Annotated in this window: 18 protein-coding genes; 12 read left to right on the top strand and 6 right to left on the bottom strand. The window is 68.0% G+C overall.

What is annotated here, in order from left to right; all coding sequences use genetic code 11:
• Position 1: 1 nt before the first annotated feature.
• The gene (locus tag ACFOSH_RS28580) at positions 2–871 is read right to left on the bottom strand and encodes a Cgl0159 family (beta/alpha)8-fold protein (protein ID WP_378242171.1); all 870 of its coding nucleotides are present in this window, start codon (positions 869–871) and stop codon (positions 2–4) included.
• Positions 872–981: 110 nt separating this feature from the next.
• Here ACFOSH_RS28580 and ACFOSH_RS28575 point away from each other — a divergent pair, with 110 nt between their 5' ends.
• Positions 982–1731, top strand: coding sequence for a GntR family transcriptional regulator (locus tag ACFOSH_RS28575; RefSeq protein ID WP_378242170.1), 750 nt, complete (start codon positions 982–984; stop codon positions 1729–1731).
• Here the strand turns inward: ACFOSH_RS28575 and ACFOSH_RS28570 are convergent.
• Positions 1711–3162 (bottom strand): APC family permease, encoded by a 1452-nt coding sequence (locus tag ACFOSH_RS28570; protein ID WP_378242169.1) that lies wholly within the window; start codon positions 3160–3162, stop codon positions 1711–1713. The two genes, ACFOSH_RS28575 and ACFOSH_RS28570, sit on opposite strands and share 21 nt — an antisense overlap.
• Positions 3163–3648: 486 nt before the next feature.
• On the opposite strand from ACFOSH_RS28570, the gene ACFOSH_RS28565 reads away from it, so the two are divergent.
• Together ACFOSH_RS28565 and ACFOSH_RS28560 are read left to right on the top strand one after the other, a co-directional pair.
• Positions 3649–4014 (top strand): DDE-type integrase/transposase/recombinase, encoded by a 366-nt coding sequence (locus tag ACFOSH_RS28565; RefSeq protein ID WP_378242168.1) that lies wholly within the window; start codon positions 3649–3651, stop codon positions 4012–4014.
• Entirely contained in the window at positions 3921–4268 is a 348-nt protein-coding gene (locus ACFOSH_RS28560; protein WP_378242167.1) for an integrase core domain-containing protein, read from the top strand. Before ACFOSH_RS28565 ends, ACFOSH_RS28560 begins: the two co-directional genes overlap by 94 nt.
• Before the next feature lie 456 nt (positions 4269–4724).
• On the opposite strand, the gene ACFOSH_RS28555 is transcribed toward ACFOSH_RS28560, so the two are convergent.
• The 4 genes from ACFOSH_RS28555 to ACFOSH_RS28540 form a co-directional block, all read right to left on the bottom strand.
• Positions 4725–5174: a MoaF C-terminal domain-containing protein gene (locus tag ACFOSH_RS28555; RefSeq protein WP_378242166.1), complete on the bottom strand. Its 450-nt coding sequence runs from the start codon at positions 5172–5174 to the stop codon at positions 4725–4727.
• A gap of 102 nt (positions 5175–5276) precedes the next feature.
• Positions 5277–5750, bottom strand: coding sequence for a carboxymuconolactone decarboxylase family protein (locus ACFOSH_RS28550; RefSeq protein WP_378242165.1), 474 nt, complete (start codon positions 5748–5750; stop codon positions 5277–5279).
• Positions 5751–5827: 77 nt separating this feature from the next.
• On the bottom strand, positions 5828–6268 hold the full coding sequence (locus tag ACFOSH_RS28545; protein ID WP_378242164.1) for a hypothetical protein: 441 nt from the start codon (positions 6266–6268) through the stop codon (positions 5828–5830).
• Positions 6237–6590 (bottom strand): hypothetical protein, encoded by a 354-nt coding sequence (locus tag ACFOSH_RS28540; protein WP_378242163.1) that lies wholly within the window; start codon positions 6588–6590, stop codon positions 6237–6239. Before ACFOSH_RS28540 ends, ACFOSH_RS28545 begins: the two co-directional genes overlap by 32 nt.
• Before the next feature lie 140 nt (positions 6591–6730).
• Here ACFOSH_RS28540 and ACFOSH_RS28535 point away from each other — a divergent pair, with 140 nt between their 5' ends.
• The 9 genes from ACFOSH_RS28535 (at position 6731) to ACFOSH_RS28495 (ending at position 16613) form a co-directional block, all read left to right on the top strand.
• Positions 6731–7612, top strand: coding sequence for an SIS domain-containing protein (locus ACFOSH_RS28535; RefSeq protein ID WP_378242162.1), 882 nt, complete (start codon positions 6731–6733; stop codon positions 7610–7612).
• Between the two features lie 7 nt (positions 7613–7619).
• Entirely contained in the window at positions 7620–8519 is a 900-nt protein-coding gene (locus tag ACFOSH_RS28530) for a 1-phosphofructokinase family hexose kinase (RefSeq protein WP_378242161.1), read from the top strand.
• Positions 8520–8529: 10 nt separating this feature from the next.
• Positions 8530–9411: a class II fructose-bisphosphate aldolase gene (locus ACFOSH_RS28525; protein WP_378242160.1), complete on the top strand. Its 882-nt coding sequence runs from the start codon at positions 8530–8532 to the stop codon at positions 9409–9411.
• An 81-nt stretch (positions 9412–9492) separates the two neighbouring features.
• The gene (locus ACFOSH_RS28520) at positions 9493–10884 is read left to right on the top strand and encodes an ABC transporter substrate-binding protein (RefSeq protein WP_378242159.1); all 1392 of its coding nucleotides are present in this window, start codon (positions 9493–9495) and stop codon (positions 10882–10884) included.
• Complete coding sequence (locus ACFOSH_RS28515) at positions 10884–11834, top strand: carbohydrate ABC transporter permease (RefSeq protein WP_378242158.1); 951 nt, start codon at positions 10884–10886, stop codon at positions 11832–11834. Before ACFOSH_RS28520 ends, ACFOSH_RS28515 begins: the two co-directional genes overlap by 1 nt.
• Positions 11835–11844: 10 nt before the next feature.
• Positions 11845–12774 carry a carbohydrate ABC transporter permease gene (locus ACFOSH_RS28510; protein ID WP_378242157.1) on the top strand — a complete coding sequence of 310 codons (930 nt, stop codon included), beginning with the start codon at positions 11845–11847 and terminating at the stop codon, positions 12772–12774.
• 6 nt (positions 12775–12780) lie between these two features.
• Positions 12781–13848, top strand: a complete 1068-nt coding sequence (locus ACFOSH_RS28505; RefSeq protein ID WP_378242156.1) for an ABC transporter ATP-binding protein — start codon at positions 12781–12783, stop codon at positions 13846–13848.
• Positions 13845–15701: a DUF5107 domain-containing protein gene (locus tag ACFOSH_RS28500; RefSeq protein WP_378242155.1), complete on the top strand. Its 1857-nt coding sequence runs from the start codon at positions 13845–13847 to the stop codon at positions 15699–15701. Before ACFOSH_RS28505 ends, ACFOSH_RS28500 begins: the two co-directional genes overlap by 4 nt.
• A 126-nt stretch (positions 15702–15827) precedes the next feature.
• The gene (locus tag ACFOSH_RS28495) at positions 15828–16613 is read left to right on the top strand and encodes a DeoR/GlpR family DNA-binding transcription regulator (protein WP_378242154.1); all 786 of its coding nucleotides are present in this window, start codon (positions 15828–15830) and stop codon (positions 16611–16613) included.
• Positions 16614–16753: the final 140 nt, after the last annotated feature.

Raw genomic sequence — 16753 nt, 5'->3', positions numbered from 1 at the left:
TTCACAACAGTCCGACAGCCGTGTCGACGGCCTTGGCGACGTCGCCGTCGTGCGGATAGAGCAGGGACCGGCCGACCACGAGGCCTTGCACGGTCGGGAGCGCGAGCGCCTGTTGCCAGGCGGCGAACGCGGCGTCGGGATCCTTGACCTCGCCGCCCAGCAGGACGGCGGGCAGCGTCGAGGCGGCCAGCACGCGCTCCATGTCCTTCACCACCGGGAGCTTCAGCCAGGTGTAGGCCGACGAACTGCCGAGAGCGGAGGCGATGGTGATGGAGCGGATCACGGCCTCGGGGGAGAGGTCGTTGCGCAGGCGGCCGTCGACCCAGTCGGCGAGAAAGGGTTCGACCATCGCGATCAGTTTCCGGCGGGAAAGGTCGTTGATCGCCTTCGCGGTGTTCTCCAGGGCGCTCGGCGTCGCCGGGTCGGTCAGGCAGATCCTGGTGAGCGTCTTGCCGCCGTCGAACCGCATCCGCTCGATCGTTTCGGCGTCGTAACAGGCGAACCGGTCGTCGATCTCGAAACTCGACCCCGCGAGGCCGGTGCGGTTCATCGAGCCGATGACGGTCTTGCCTTCGAGGACGCCGAGGAGCAGCAGATCGTCGATGATGTCCGGTGTCGCCAGCACGCCGGTGACGCCGGGCCGCTCCAGCGCCAGGCCGAGGCGGTCCAGCAGTTCGCCGCGGTCGGCCATCGCGAGCGGGTCGGCGCCGACGCCGTTCGCGCCGCGCGCCGGATGGTCCGCGGCGATGACCATCGCGCGGCCCTTGTCGTTGAACGGCGATTTCGCCCGGACCCGGGTGGCCGCGGCCGCCGCGATGGCCTCCGGATCGCGCACCCGCGCGGCGACTACCCGGCGTACTGTTTCGGACACCCTTTGTTCCTTCCAGCTCGCGTGGTCCCTCGACCATCGCAAGCACGCGGAGACTTTGTCAAGACATATGGACATAAGGTCATAGCGATCCGTCGCGGTAGGCTCCGCGCATGAAACCGTGGGCGCCCGGCGAGATCGTGGTGGATCCGAACGGCCCGGAACCGCTGTACTCCCAGGTCGCCAGGCAACTCGGCGCCGCGATCGAAGACGGCAGGCTGCCCAACGGCGCCAGGCTGGACAACGAGCTGGACCTGGCCGCGCGACTGCACCTTTCGCGGCCGACCATCCGCCAGGCGATCCAGTCGCTGGTCAACCAGGGGCTGCTCGTCCGCAAACGCGGTGTCGGTACCCAGGTCGTCCGCACCAAGGTCGCCCGCCCGCTGCGGTTGAGCAGCCTTTTCGACGATCTCAGCGAACTAGGCGACAAGCCGGAGTCCGTCGTCCTGATCAACCGGGTCGAGGCCGCGGACGACGAGGCGATCGAGCACCTCGAGACGCCGGGCCTGACCCACGTCCGGCGGCTGAAGCGAGTGCGCTCGACCGGCGGCGAACCGCTGGCGATCATGAACAATCACCTGCCCGACGGCATCATCGACCCGGCCGACGACGAATTACGGGACAGGGGGCTCTACCAGTTACTGCGCTCGGCGGGGGTCCGGCTGCACGCCGCCCAGCAGAACGTCGGCGCCCGGCAGGCGACCGAAGAGGACGCCGAACTGCTCGACGAGAAGCCCGGGGCGGCGCTGCTCACCATGCGGCGCACCACCTACGACGACTCCGGCAAGGTCGTGGAATACGGGTGGCACGTCTACCGGGCCTCGCGCTATTCCTTCAACCTCTCATTGACCAACGGCGTCTGACGGCGTGTCGTCGCGTTCCAGGTCGGACTCCAGCGCCGCGTACACCGAGGGACGGAACCGGCGCAGCCAGCCGGCGAGCGCGAGCCCGGCCAGCGCGACGATCAGGAGCAGCCACGGCAGGAGCGGGACGACGCCGTTGCTCGACCCGGCGAGCGTCGGGAAGTTGAGGATGGCCAGCGTCACGATGAGCCCGAGCCCCACCGCGCCCAGCCCGGGGGCGATCAGCGTCTTCACGATCCGGCGGTCCCGGGTCCGGCGGAAGTACACCAGGATCGCCACCGCCGCGAACAACTGCAGGGTGAGGATGCCGAGGGTGCCGAAGCCGGTCATGCTCGCGGTGAGGTCGGCGACCGGGTCGAGCCCGGAGAGCCGGAACGCCAGCGCCACCACCGAACCGAAGGCCAACTGGACGATCGAGGCGTAGCGCGGTGCGCCGTTGCGCGGACTGGTCTTGCCGAGCAGCCGCGGCAGCACGCCGACCCGCCCCAGCGCGTACAGGTACCGGGTGGCCGAATTGTGCAGCGCCAGCAGCGCCGCGAACAGGCTGATCACCAGGAGCAGCAACATCACCTTGGTCAGCGGGCCACCGAGATACTCCTGGGCGACCGAGAGCACGAGATCCCCGCTCGACAGGTGCGCGGCGGCCACGTCCTGCGCCTGCTCGGCGCCGATCGCGCTGACCACGGCCCAGGTCGTGAACGCGGCGAACACCCCGATGAACCCGATGGCGATGTAGGTCGCCTTCGGGATCGTCCGCTTGGGATCCTTGGCCTCCTCGCCGAACAGTGCCGTCGCCTCGAAACCGATGAAAGCGTTGGCAGCGAACAACAACGCCAGACCGCCGGCACCCTGGAACAGGACGGACGGGCTGAACGCGGCGAAGGATAAGCCGTGCCGGAACAGCACACTGAAGTCCATGATCAGCAAAATCGACACCTCGAGGATCAGCGAGACTCCCAGCACCTTCGCGCTGACCGCGATCCCCCGGCGACTGAGCAGCAGGACCAGCACGACCGAAAGCGCGCTCCAGAACAGCCAATCGAGCTTGAGTCCGAAGACGTCGTCGATCGCGGTGGAGGTGAAGAACCCGCTCGTGCCGATCGCGCCCGCCACGAAGCAGTTGTAGCCGAGCATCGCGACGAAACCGGCGACCAGACCCGGCGTCCGGCCCAACCCCTTGACCACGAAGGCGTAGAAGCCGCCCGCGCTGGTGAGCACCCGCGACATCTGCGCGTAGCCGACCGCGAACAACAGCAGGACGACCGTGGCCAGCAGGAACGCCGCGACCATCCCGCCGCCGTTCCCGACCGCGATGCCGATGGCCGCGATCACGATCATCCCGGTCAGCGGAGCGACCGCGGCGAGCACGAGGAACACGATGCCTGGCACGCCCAGGACGTTCTTGGCGAGCGACGTGTCGTCACGGCTCATTCGCTGCTCCTCGTCTCGGCTGGATCGCCAGTATGGGAGCGGCCGGGGGTGCGGGGTTTGCCTTTGCGTGCTCGGTGCTTGTTCGCCCGCGCCTGGGTCGTCGCCTGCAGGTGGAGCTGGTCTGGCGTGACCGTGACCGTGACCGTGACCGTGACCGTGACCGTGACCGTGACCGTGACCGTGATCTGGGCCTGGGTGTCTCTGCGTCTCTATGTCTCTGTCTCGTGAGTGGTAAGGACGGTTCTAACCATCCTTACCACTCATGACCCACCTGTTCCCGAGGCTTCTCTGCTGTATCTTTTGGCGCTTTTCTTTTCGTCCTTCACCTAAACGTGTGATGGAACATCTGTTCGACTGCGGGTAATGTTGATCTCGTGGCCAGCGACAGAACATCCCCGACGACACCCACCGCATGGTCACCGGCGCGTACACGCCCAGCTGGTCCGCCAGGGTGAGTCCTGCACACCCGAACTGGTCCGCGGCATCATGCGTGAACTGGGCTTGATGCCCTGCCAGCCACGTCCGTGGCGGCACAGCCTGACCGACTCCGATCCAGCCGCCCGGCAGATCCCCGACCTCGTAGCGCGGGATTTCACCGCGGACGCGCCCGGCGAGAAAATGATTGGCGATATCACCTATGTGCCGACGTGGGAAGGCTGGGTTTATCTCGCTACGGTCATTGATTGCCACACCAGGGCCGTCATCGGCTGGGCCATGGACGATAGCTACAAAACCCACTCATCGAGAACGCGATCCGCATGGCCGCACGAAACTGTACAATCGCGCCGGATGCGATCTTCCATTCCGATCGTGGCAGCAATTACACGTCAGCACGATTCGGCAAGACATTGAAAACGCTCACGATCCAGCAATCTGTCGGACGTACAGGAATCTGCTACGACAACAGCATGGCCGAATCGTTCTTCGCGACACTAAAGAACGAGCTTGTCCACCGCACGATTTATCCCACGTGCCAGCATGCCATGGCGGATATTGCACACTATATAGAATTACGCTACAATAGCCAACGTCTCCACTCGGGACTAGATTACAAGACCCCACACGAGGTCCACGCCGAGTATCTGAACCGACAGCTCGCAGCGTAAAATCAGCAACTAAGCAGCCTGTCCGGAAAACGCCAGGCCCCTCAACCTCAGGACATAGGCCGAAACCTGTGAATCCCCAGAACCGAGACGTTCAAGGTGGTCGTGGGTAGGTCGGCGGCCCTACGCGACGCTCGCTTCTGAGACACCGGCTGCGTTGGATGATCTGAAATCTACACAGTCCCGCGTGACCGGTCGCCGGAAACGTCCCTATTGCCACACGCCTCACCCTGGGTAACACGTCCCGCGCCCACCGGTCCCGCCGAGTGGTCCCTGGCCGGTGACGGATCGCGAGGGTGTCGCGTGAGGATCGAGGCCGTTCCGCTTGTCCGGTGACTGGTGAGTACCACGCCACCTTTGCCCGACCCCTCAATAGCCCTATTGCCGAAGCGCGGCAGGCGGCCTCGCCGTTCGCGTTTCGTCGGCTAATTGCTGCCCGTCTCCCGAAGACCCAGAGCCTCAACCACGGGCACCAGGAAAGGAAGGCCACCCGTGCGGCTTCTCCAGGATCTCGATGGTCGCCTGGTCGACCAGGAAATACTGCCCGCCGTCCTCGCGAGGGTTCGTGTAGGCCGCCGTCGCGACCAGGCGTTCGAAGTCGGCCATCACGGCGATGGGATAGCCGCCGTCGAAGACCTCGCCGTGCGCGGCTGTCGCGACGGTCCCGGTTTCGTACCAGGTCACGAAGTACTGGGCGGGACCGACGGCGAACACGCGCAGCGTCTTTTCCTTCTGCCGGACGCCGGTGAAGTCGCCGGACACGCCGGTCCAGATCATCGTCGTACTGTCCGCGTAGTGCTGCTCCAGCACGTTCCCCGAGCCGTAGTGGAAGTTCGCGCGCAGCCCGACGAGATCGTTGCTGAGCTGATGGGTGCCGGTCACGGGGAAGAAGCGGACATCGAGTTCCACGGGCTGAACCTCCGGAAGGATCGCTGTTTCCGAAGGTTTAGCACCGGGACCTTTCAGAATCGTTGTCCGGCAAGGCAATCCTGTTGTCGGAGAACGCGGGGCTCAGCCGAACATGCCGGGCTGGTAGTCGCCCGCCGGGGTCCCTGCGATGACGTTGAGCCGGTTGTAGGCGTTGATCGTGGCGACCAGGGAGATCAGGGCACCGATCTCGTCGTCGTTGTAGTGCTTGCGGACCTGGGCCCAGGTCTCCTCGCTGACACCGCCGTGAGCGTCGGAGATGCGGGTGCCTTCCTCGGTGAGCGCCAGTGCCGCGCGCTCCGCGTCGGTGAAGACGTTCGCTTCCCTCCAGGCGGCGACCAGGTTGAGACGCACCGAGGTCTCGCCGGCGTGTGCGGCGTCCTTGCTGTGCATGTCGGTGCAGAAGCCGCAGCCGTTGATCTGGCTGGCGCGCAGCTTCACCAGTTCCTGCGTGGAGTGCGGCAGCGAGGACTCCTCGATCGGGCGGCTCGCGGCGCCGAGGCGCTTGACGAACTTGGCGGCGACCTCGTTCTCGAACAGGTTGAAGCGCGCTTCCATGATCTTTCCCCTCCGTCGGTTCTGCACACATGACGATCGGGGAGGGGAGGTTGTGACAGCCTTCGAAGTGACGCCGGTCACCTGTGAAGGACGTCGGCGAGGATCTCCGCGCCGTCGACGACGCGGGGGCCCGGCCGGTTGAAGTGGGCCGGTCCGTCCAGGATGTGCACGGCGGGGATGTCGTCCCAGCCGGGCAGGCCGGTCAGCAGGTGTAGCTCCGCCTCGGTCCGTTCGGGCGGGAAGCCGCACGGGATGAGCAGCAGCACGTCGGGCCGTGCCTCGACGACGGTGTCCCACGGGATCGGGCGGGTGTGTTCGCCCGCGGCGGCCAGCAGCGGGATGCCACCGGCGGCTTCGATCTGCTCCGGGACCCAGTGCCCGGCGGGCCAGAGCGGATCGAGCCATTCGATGGCCGCCATCCGCGGGCGAGGCCGTCCCTCGACCCGGGCGCGAACAGCCGCCAGGCGTTCCTGAAGACGGCGAGTCTCAGCGGCCGCCCGTTCGGGGACGCCCAGCACCGTGCGGACGATGGAGGGCGACACCCAGGTCGTCAGCCTCGAACCGCGAACCCTGGGTGAGGATGACGTCGGGCCTGGCGGCGGAGAGCAGGTCGGCGTCGAGGGAGTACAGGCCCGAGCCGCGATGCTCGCCGCCGACGGCAGCCGAGATCTCCCGGCTCGACAGCACGTCGTGGTCGATCGCGCTGCTCGTCACCACCGGGACGTCATCCAGGGCGCCCGGCGGCCAGTCGCATTCGTGGGTCCGGCCGGTCAGTGATCCGAGGAGCCCGAGAGTCGCGACGAAGTCTGTCGCGGCCGGGAGCAGCGAGACGATTCGCATCCGTCCACGGTAGGCGACCGCCCTTCCTGCACATCTGCGCGGAACAATTGCGTGAAAGTGCGCTAACAGGGCATTGACGTTGCACAAAACTGCACCTAACGTGACAGCTACTGCGCACAACTGGCACGGATGGGGAGTTCATGAGCGGGACCTTCATGGCGGCGGAGATCGCGAGCCAGCCCGGACGGTGGCGGGACGCGGCGGCGCTGGCCTCGGCGAACAGTGAGCTGCTGCCGCCGCCGGGCGCGCGGGTCGCGATCGTCGGCTGCGGCACGTCGTGGTTCATCGGCCAGGCGTACGCCGTCCTTCGCGAGTCCGCGGGGCTCGGCGAAACCGACGCCTTCGCCGCGTCGGAGTTTCCGGAGGGCCGTGGCTACGACCACGTCGTGGCGCTGACCCGGTCGGGTACGACGACCGAGGTCCGCGCCCTGCTGGCGAAACTGAGGGGGAAGACGCCGACCATCGCGATCACCGGTGTTCCCCGCGAGATCGAGGACGCCGCGGACACGATCGTCGACCTGTCCGTCGTGGACGAACGCTCGGTCGTGCAGACCCGCTTCGCCACGACGGCGCTGGCGATGCTGCGCGCGCACCTCGGCGAGGATCTGACCGCGGTCGCCGACCAGGCCGAACGCGTGCTCGCCGAATTGCTGCCCGACGAACTTCTCGGCGCGGAGCAGTTCAGCTTCCTCGGCACCGGCTGGTCGGTGGGCATCGCGAACGAAGCGGCGCTCAAGTTCCGCGAAGCATGTCTACTGTGGACCGAGTCGTATCCGGCGTGGGACTACCGGCACGGACCGATCAGCATCAGTGAACCCGGCCGCGTGACCTGGATGTTCGGGCAGGCGCCGGAGGGCCTGGCCGACGACGTCGCCCGCGCGGGGGGCCTGTTCGTCGAGAGCGGCCTGGACCCGCTGGCCGACCTGGTCCGCGCGCAGCGCGTCGCCGGGGCGATCGCCGCCCGCAAGGGGCTCGACCCGGACAACCCCCGCAGTCTCACCCGTTCCGTCGTCCTGACCTGAGGCCGTCGTGATCGTCACCGTCACGCCGAACACCGCGCTGGACGTCACGTACACAGTGGACGATCTCCGGCCCGGTGGGGTGCACCGGGCGAGGGACGTGCGGCACCGGGCGGGCGGCAAGGGCGTCAACGTCGCCCGCGTGCTGCACACGCTCGGCGCCGACGTCCGCGCGATCCTCACGGCCGGCGGCGCGACGGGAGCCGCCGTCGAGGGTGACCTCGCGGCGGCGGGCATCCCCGCCGACATCGTGCCGATCGGCGGGGAAACCCGGCGCACCACCACGGTTCTTGCGGACGACGGATCGGTCACACTGCTGAACGAGCCCGGGCCGCGGCTGACCGAGGCCGAGTGGCAAACGCTTGCGGCGGCCGTCCGAACCCGGAAACCGGACGTGCTCGTCTGTTCGGGCAGCCTTCCGCCGGGCGCCGGGGGGTACGCCGGACTACTCGGTGACACACCGTCCATCTTGGACACTTCCGGCGAGGCGCTGCTCGCCGGGCTCGCCGCGAAGCCGTCGGTCGTCAAACCGAACGCCGACGAACTGCGCGAGGTCACCGGCCTGCGGGACCCGGTGGCCGCCGCGACCGAACTCCGCAGGGCCGGGGCGGGCGCCGTCGTCGTCTCGCTGGGCCCAGACGGGCTGCTGGCTGTCACCCCTTCCGGCACCTGGCACGCGGCACCGTCCACTGTGCTCACAGGCAACACCACCGGCGCGGGTGACGCCGTCGTCGCGGCGCTCGCGCTGGGCTTGAGCCGCGCCGAAGCCTGGCCGGACATCCTGCGCCGGGCCGTCGCGTTGTCCGGGGCGGCCGTGCTCGGCCCGCTCGCCGGGGACGTCGACCTCGCGCACTACCAAGCCGAACAGGGGCTGGTCGCCGTGCGCGCCCGCCCGGACCACCCGGACTAGGAGAACCGTCATGCCTCTGGCAGGAACCGGGGAGATCGTCGGAGCCGCCGCGGCGGCCCGGCACGGCTGCGGCGCGTTCAACGCGATCCAGCTCGAACACATCACCGCGATCATCGACGGGGCCGCCGCGGCGGAAGCGCCGGTGATCGTGCAGCTGAGCCAGAACGCCGTGAAGTACCACGGCTCGCTGGCGCCGGTCGGCACGGCGGCGCTCGCCGCGGCCAGAGGAGCCGGGACGCCGGTCGCGGTGCATCTCGACCACGCCGAATCGGCCGACCTCGTCCGTGAGGCCGTAGCGCTCGGGTTCGGCTCCGTCATGTTCGACGCGTCCAAACTGGACTACACCGACAACGTGCGCGCGACCCGCGAAGTCGCCGCGTACTGCCACGACCACGGAGTGTGGGTCGAGGCCGAACTCGGCGAGGTCGGGGGCAAGGACGGCGTCCACGCGCCCGGCGCGCGCACCGATCCGGACGAGGCCGCGGAGTTCGTGGCGTCCACCGGGATCGACGCGCTGGCGGTGGCCGTTGGCAGTTCGCACGCCATGCTCACCCGTGACGCCGCCTTGGACTTCGAGCTGATCGCGAGGCTCCGGGAACGGGTGCCGGTGCCGTTGGTGCTGCACGGCTCGTCGGGCGTGCCCGACGACGGGCTGGCCGAAGCGGTCCGAGCTGGGATGACGAAGATCAATATCGCCACCCAGCTCAACAAGGTGTTCACGGCGGCCGTCGCGGACGATTGGCGCGCGCATCCCGAGCGTGTCGACCCGCGGAAGTACCTCGGTGCCGGACGTGCCGCTGTCGCCGTCGAGGTGCGGCGGCTCTTGGGAGTGCTCAAGCTTGATCATGTTGAACCGGTCAAGGTGACGATTGAGCAGACTTTGCGCGATTGAGTGTTGACATGTGCGTGAAACCTCACAAAACTGCGCAAGAACAAGCAGAACTTGTGTGATCTTCGATCCAGGTGGTGGCGGATGCGGGTAGGCAAGCTCACGGCATTGACGGCAGGGGCGGCGCTCCTGCTCGCGGGATGCGGCGGCGGGGACGCGGCCGGAGGCACCGGCGAGAACGCGCTCCCGGGCGTCGACCAGTTCCTCAACGCGCCCTGTCCGGAAGCGGGGGTGAAACCCGCTACGGACAAGGAATTCACGTACTGGTCCATGTGGACGGCCGACGAGCCGCAGGGCAAGGTCCTGCAGAAGGCCTTCAAATGCTTCCAGGAGAAGACCGGCGTCAAGGTCGACGTGCAGTGGCTGGGCCGCAAGGCCTACACCCAGAACCTGGTGCCCGCGCTGAACACCGACGCCGTGCCGGACCTGTTCGACCAGGACGTCAGCAAGGTCGGCGCGGCGATCATGACGCCGGGCGGCACGCAGAGCGTCGACGACGTGTTCGCGATGAAGGTCGGCGAAGGCGACAAGACCGTCAAGGACGTGCTTTCGCCCAGCTCGTACGACTTCCCGCAGAACAAGGACCGCGAGGGCCACAACTTCATGGTCCCGTACACGATCCAGTCGAGCGCCTGGTGGTTCAACAAGGACACCGCCGGTGACGTCCAGCAGCCGAAGACGATGGACGAACTGATCGGCCTGTTCGACAAGGCCAAGACCGACGGCAAGTCCGCCATCAGTCTCGATGGCGACATCCCGTTCTACAACATGTACTTCTACACCCAGCTCGCCGAGCGGTACGTCGGCGCGGGCGGGCTCTACAAGGCGGCGACCGACAAGACCGGTCAGACGTGGAAGACCGAGCCCGGTTTCCTCAAGGCCGCCACCGAAACCGCGAAGCTGCCCAAGCACTTCATCGACGGCTGGGACGCGGCGAAGTTCCCGCAGGTGCAGCAGCGCTGGGCCGACGGCGACTCCCGCTTCCTCTACGTCGGCAGCTGGGCGCCGAGCGAGACCCGTGAGTACCTGGACAAGCAGGGCGCCGGGACCAAGATCAACTACGGCTCCTTCCAGTTCCCGATGCCGGCAGGCGCCACGCACGACACCGTCGAGCAGATGTCGATCGGTTTCTCGGTGACCAAGAAGGCCAAGCACGCCGAGGCGGCCAAGGCGTTCATCGCCTACTTCCTCAACAAGGACCTGCTTTCCGGGATCCCCGCGGTGGCCGACAACCTCGTGCCGCGCGCCGACCTCGCCGTGCCGGACGACCTCAAGCAGGTCAAGGCCGCGCTGGACGACCCGAAGAAGGAGCACGTCCTGCAGTACGACGGGATCGACGGCATCGCCGGCGGCAAGTGGCAGACCGACGTCTTCGACCCGGCCGACATCGCCCTGCTGAAGGGGCAGCTCACCCCGGAGCAGTTCGTGGACCAGCTCGCCGTCAAGGGCGCCGAATTCTGGAAGAACCAGGGCTGATGGCGACGGTCACGACGCCGACGACACCGTCGGCGAGGGCGGTGAAAGCCGGTGCTCACCTGAGTCGCAAGAAACGGCTGTTCTGGCCGTTCGCCGCGCCGGCGCTGGCGCTGTACCTGGCCTTCCTGGTGCTGCCGACGATCGCGACCGTGGTCCTGAGCTTCACCAGCTGGGCCGGGGCGGGGGACACGCCGAAACCCAACGGCGTCACCAACTACACGCAGATGGTGTCGAGCGACTCGTTCCAGTACGCGTTCGGCAACACGCTGATCTACGTGTTCCTGGGCGGGATCGGCACGTTCGCGCTGGCGTTCCTGTTCACCATGGTGCTGCGGGACATGAAGGGCGGGAAGACCGTCCGCGCCATCCTGTTCTTCCCGAACATCGTGGCGCCGGTGGCGCTGGGCATGTTCCTCGGCTTCGTCTTCAAGTACCAGCCGGGGAAACAGGGCCTGGCGAACTACGTGATGGAAAGCCTCGGCGCCGACGCGGCGAAGTTCCTCGCACCGTCCAATGTGACCGGGGTGGTGACGGCTTCGCTGATCTGGGCCAGTTCGGGCTTCTACATCACCATCCTGATGGCCGCGGTCGACCGCATCCCGCCGTACCTCTACGAGGACGCGGAACTGGGCGGCGCGTCGCCGTGGCAGAAGTTCAGGAACATCACGCTGCCGATGACCTGGGACGTCGTCGGTGTCGCCGGGGTGCTGTGGACGATCAACGCGCTCAAGATCTTCGAGCTGGTGTTCGTGCTGGCCGGGCCGGGCACCTACGCCCCGCCCAACGAGGCGTGGACGCTGGGGATCTACGTGTTCGACCGGACCTTCGGCTCGAACGGCACCCCGGACTTCGGTGCCGCCTGTGCCTGCGCGGTGGCGATGATCGCGCTGGTGTCCGTGCTCGTCGTCCTGCTCCGTCGTTTGATGCGCCGTGACGCGATCCAGTTCTGAGGGAGACCCCATGTCCGTCACCGACGTCGAGGCACCCGCCCGGCGAGCGGCGAAACCGGTGCGCAAGCCGCCACGCAAACCGCGTCCGGCGCCCGGCTCGAAACGGTTCAGCCCGTTGCGCGTCCTGGGTTCCACGATCGTGTGGCTGTTCACCGCCGGCAACATCCTGGTGCTGTACTGGCTGCTCACGGCGTCGTTCAAGACGCCGGTGGAGATCTTCACCAAGCCGTTCGCCCTGCCGTACCAGTGGTTCCACGTCGGCAAGCCGTTCCGGAACTTCATCTACGCCTGGAACAACGCCGGTTTCGGCGACGCCGTGCTCACCACGGTGGTCCTCGTCGGGCTGGCGACGGTCGTCACGGTCGCCGTCTCGGCGCCCTGCGCGTACGCCCTGACCAGGCTCGGTGTCCGCGGCGCCGGGCCGATGACCAACGTCGTCGCGATCGGGATGGGCGTGCCGTTCCAGACCGTGATCATCCCGCTGTTCGTGGTGCTCAGCAAGATCCACCTGGACAACGAGTACGGCCTGTTCGTGCTGTACGTGGCCCTGTCCATCCCGTTCACGGTGTTCTTGATGACCGGCTTCTTCCGGTCGCTGCCGGACGAACTGGAGGAGGCGGCCGCGCTCGACGGCGCGTCGCCGATGCGCACGTTCTTCTCGGTCATGCTGCCGCTGACGCGCGGCGGCATGATCACCGCGCTGACGCTGAACGCCATCGGCCTGTGGAACGAGACGCTGCTGGCGATCGTGTTCCTCAAGGACCAGGCGCATTTCACGCTCTCCCGCGCGCTCTTCACCTTCTACGGGGCCGCGAGCTACCAGTCGGAGTACGGCGGTCTGATCGCCGGTGTGGCGATCGTCGTGCTCCCGATGCTCGTGCTCTACCTCGTGCTCGCCCGCCGGATCATCACCGGCCTGACCCTCGGCGCCGGAAAGTAGGACCTGATGGCCACCGTGACCTTTTCCGACACCACCCGGTTCTACGCCGGGGTGGAACGCCCGGCCGTCGACGGCCTCGACCTCGAGGTCGCCGACGGCGAGTTCCTGGTGCTCGTCGGCCCGTCCGGCTGCGGGAAGTCGACCACGCTGCGGATGCTGGCCGGACTGGAAGGCGTCGACGACGGCTCCATCCACATCGGCGACCGCGACGTCACCGAACTGCCGCCGAAGGACCGGGACATCGCGATGGTGTTCCAGAACTACGCGCTCTACCCGCATATGACGGTGGGGGAAAACATCGGCTTCCACCTGAAGCTGGCGAAGATGCCCAAAGACGAACGCGAACGCAAGGTGCGCGAGGCCGCGGCCGTGCTCGACCTGACCGAGTACCTCGACCGCAAGCCCGCGAAGCTGTCCGGCGGTCAGCGGCAGCGGGTCGCGATGGGCCGGGCGATCGTGCGTGAGCCGAGTGTCTTCCTGATGGACGAGCCACTGTCCAATCTGGACGCCAAACTCCGCGTGCAGACCCGGACCCAGATCGCGTCGCTGCAGCGGCGGCTGGGCATCACCACGCTCTACGTCACGCACGATCAGGTCGAGGCGATGACGATGGGGGACAGGGTCGCCGTGCTGAAGGACGGGCTCCTGCAGCAGTGCGACACACCTGTCGGGCTGTTCGCCAAGCCGGTCAACGTTTTCGTCGCCGGGTTCATCGGCTCACCGGCGATGAACCTGCTGGAGACCACTGTGGACACCGATGGCGCAGTCGTCGGCGGCACGCGGCTGCCGCTGACCCCGGCGCAGCGATCGGCGCTGACCGGTCCCGGCATCGTCGTCGGCGTCCGGCCCGAGGGCTGGACGATCGGGGACGGCGGCTTCGAGGCCGTCGTCGAGGTCGTCGAGGAACTCGGCAGCGATCAGTACCTCTACTGCCGGGACGGCGACCGCGTGCTGACCGTGCGCACTCCGGGCATGGCCCCGTGGCAACGCGGTGAGCCGATTTCGCTGGCGCCGCAGCCGGGCGCGGTGCACCTGTTCGACGCCGCCACCGGCGATCGGCTCCCGGACGCATGACCCGCCTGTACCGCACCGGGCTGGTGCTCCCGGCCGCTGGGCTGGGGCCGGAGAACCCGCTGCCGCCGCTCCGGAAACCCGAAGCGGTGGCCAAGGTGTCCAATGTGGACGAGCTGCCGCCGGATCTGGCGGAGAACATCGGGTACGGCCGCCTGGACACCACGTTGCCGTGCCTGCTGCAGGACGGGTACACCCGGGAGCGCACGGAACGTGAGCTCCCGGCGGTGGTGCTGGAGAACGACCAGCTCCGCGCCACGGTGCTGCCGTCACTGGGCGGGCGGCTGTATTCGCTGGTCCACAAGCCGTCCGGCCGCGAACTGCTCTACCGCAACCCGGTGTTCCAGCCCGCGAACCTCGCGCTGCGGGACGCGTGGTTCGCCGGTGGCGTCGAGTGGAACCTCGGGAGCACCGGGCATACGACGCTGACCTGCGAGCCGATGTTCGCCGCGGAGATCGAGGGCCCGGACGGCACGCCGGTGCTGCGGCTCTGGGAGTGGGAACGCACTCGCGACCTGCCGTACCAGATCGACTTCTGGCTGCCCGCCGAATCGGATCAGCTGCTCGTGGCGGTGCGGGTGCGGAACCCGCATCCCTACGACGTCCCGGTGTACTGGTGGTCGAACATCGCGGTGCCGCAGAACGCGGGCACCCGCGTGCTGGCTCCGGCGGCCCAAGCCTGGCACTACGGCTATTCGGGACGGCTCGACCTGGTCGACGTCCCCGGCGAGCTGACCTACCCGGCCCGTGCCGAAGCCGCGGCGGACTACTTCTTCGAGGTGGCTGGAAGGCCGTGGGTCGCGGCCGTCGAGAGTGACGGGACCGGACTGGCCCAGCTGTCCACCGGGCGGCTGCGCGGGCGGAAGCTGTTCCTGTGGGGCGAGTCCGCCGGCGGACGTCGCTGGCAGGAGTGGCTGGCGCCCGAGGCAGGTGGCTACCTGGAGATCCAAGCCGGTCTGGCCCGCACCCAGCTGGAACACCTGCGGTTGCCGCCGGGGGAGAGCTGGGACTGGCTGGAGGCCTATGGTCCGGTCGCCGCGGATCCCGCGGCGGTGCACGGGGACGACTGGGCAGCGGCGCGCGAAGCGGTCGCCGCCGGTCTGCCGTCGGCCGAGACGCTGGACGAGTACCACGAAGCTTGGCGGAAGATCGCCGACGTCACGCCGGAATCCTTCCTGGCCACCGGTTCCGGCTGGGGAGCGCTGGAGAACCGGCGGGCGCCGATGTGCCTGCCCGGCACGCCTTTCCCGGACGATTCGCTGGGGCCGGACCAGGAACCGTGGCTCGCGCTGCTCGACGGGACACCGCCCGACGGGGACCCGCTCGCCGTGCCGCCACCGACGCTGGTGAACCGGTACTGGGCGGATCTCATGGAGTACGCCCCGAAGAACTGGCTGACCTGGTACCACCGCGGCGTCGCGCATTGGGCGGCCGGACGGCAGTCGGACGCGGTCCGCGCGTGGCGCGAGTCCGTTTCGGCGGACGAGAACCCTTGGGCGCTGCGGAATCTCGCGGTCGCCACGTCCGGGCACGAGGCCGCCTGGCTGTACCGCCGGGCGGTCACTCTCGCTCCGTCGCTGCGTCCGCTGATCGTGGAGGCCATCGCGGCGCAGCTCGCCGCAGGACTTCCGGAAGAGGCGAGCGCGTTGCTGGAAGGGCTTCCCGTGGAAGGGCGGATCGCGTTGCTGACCGCCCGCACCCGGCTCGCCCGAGGTGACCTCGCCGGGGCCAAGGCGGTCTACGACAACGGTTTCGAGGTCGCGAACATCAGGGAAGGGGAAACGTCTCTTTCGGACACCTGGGCGGCGGTTTCCGATGAACCGCTGCCGGAACACCACGACTTCCGGATGAAGTGAGCGGCCGGGCCACTCGACCGGCGTGCCGCTCGCGGCGGACAACCGCGATGCAGCATACTGCTCGAAACACTGGCCAACAGCGCAACGTTATGCGCGATAGGTCGCGGCGAGCTAGGAGGGGCGCGGATGGCCCGGCACGAACGGCTGAGCACCCTGCTGGACCTGCTGGGGCAGCGGGAGAAAATCGACGTCGAGGACGTGGCGGAGGAGCTGAACGTCTCCGCGGCCACGATCCGGCGCGACCTCGATCACCTGGCGGAGCAGCAGTTGCTCACCCGCACCCGGGGTGGCGCGGTGGCCAACGATCTCGCCTACGACCTGCCTTTGCGGTACAAGACCGCGCGGCATGTGCCCGAGAAGCAGCGGATCAGCGTCGCCGCGGCGTCGCTCGTGGCGCAGGGCATGGTGGTCGGCCTCAACGGCGGGACGACGACGGCCGGGGTCGCGCGTTCGCTGGCCACGCGGTCGGATCTGGCGAGCCTGCGTGATTCGCCGGGGCTGACGGTGGTCACCAACGCGCTGAACATCGCACACGAACTCGCGGTGCGGCCGCATGTGAAGATCGTGGTCACCGGCGGTGTCGCGCGCCCGCAGTCGTTCGAGCTCAGTGGTCCGCTGGCCACTCGCGTGCTCAGCGAACTGACGATCGACCTGCTGTTCCTCGGGGTCGACGCGTTCGACGCCGAGGCCGGCGCCTTCGCGCATCACGAGGGCGAGGCGAGTATCAACCGGCTGATGGTCGAGCGCGCGGAACGCGTCGTCGCCGTCGCCGACGGGTCGAAGCTGGGCCGCCGGGCGTTCGCGCGGATCTGCGCGACGACGCAGGTGCACGCCCTGGTCACGGATTCCAACGCCGATCCGAAGGCGCTGCGGGCCTTCGAGGCCGCCGGGGTCGAGGTCCAGGCCGTCTGACAGCTCGTCCAAGTACATGAAGGCCCCCTTCCTTGCGTCTAGTACTACAGCGGCAGTGAGGGATGTTTGTTGCGTTGTCGCTGGTAGTGGCTGTGGCGGGCGCGGGTTTGGTGGCGTCGTCGCCAGAGTGACCAGTGATC

The organism is Amycolatopsis speibonae, from assembly GCF_042647925.1.
Classification (GTDB): domain Bacteria; phylum Actinomycetota; class Actinomycetes; order Mycobacteriales; family Pseudonocardiaceae; genus Amycolatopsis; species Amycolatopsis speibonae.
Note: the sequence above shows the minus strand (reverse complement) of the source record. Positions and strands in the feature narration are given on the sequence as shown.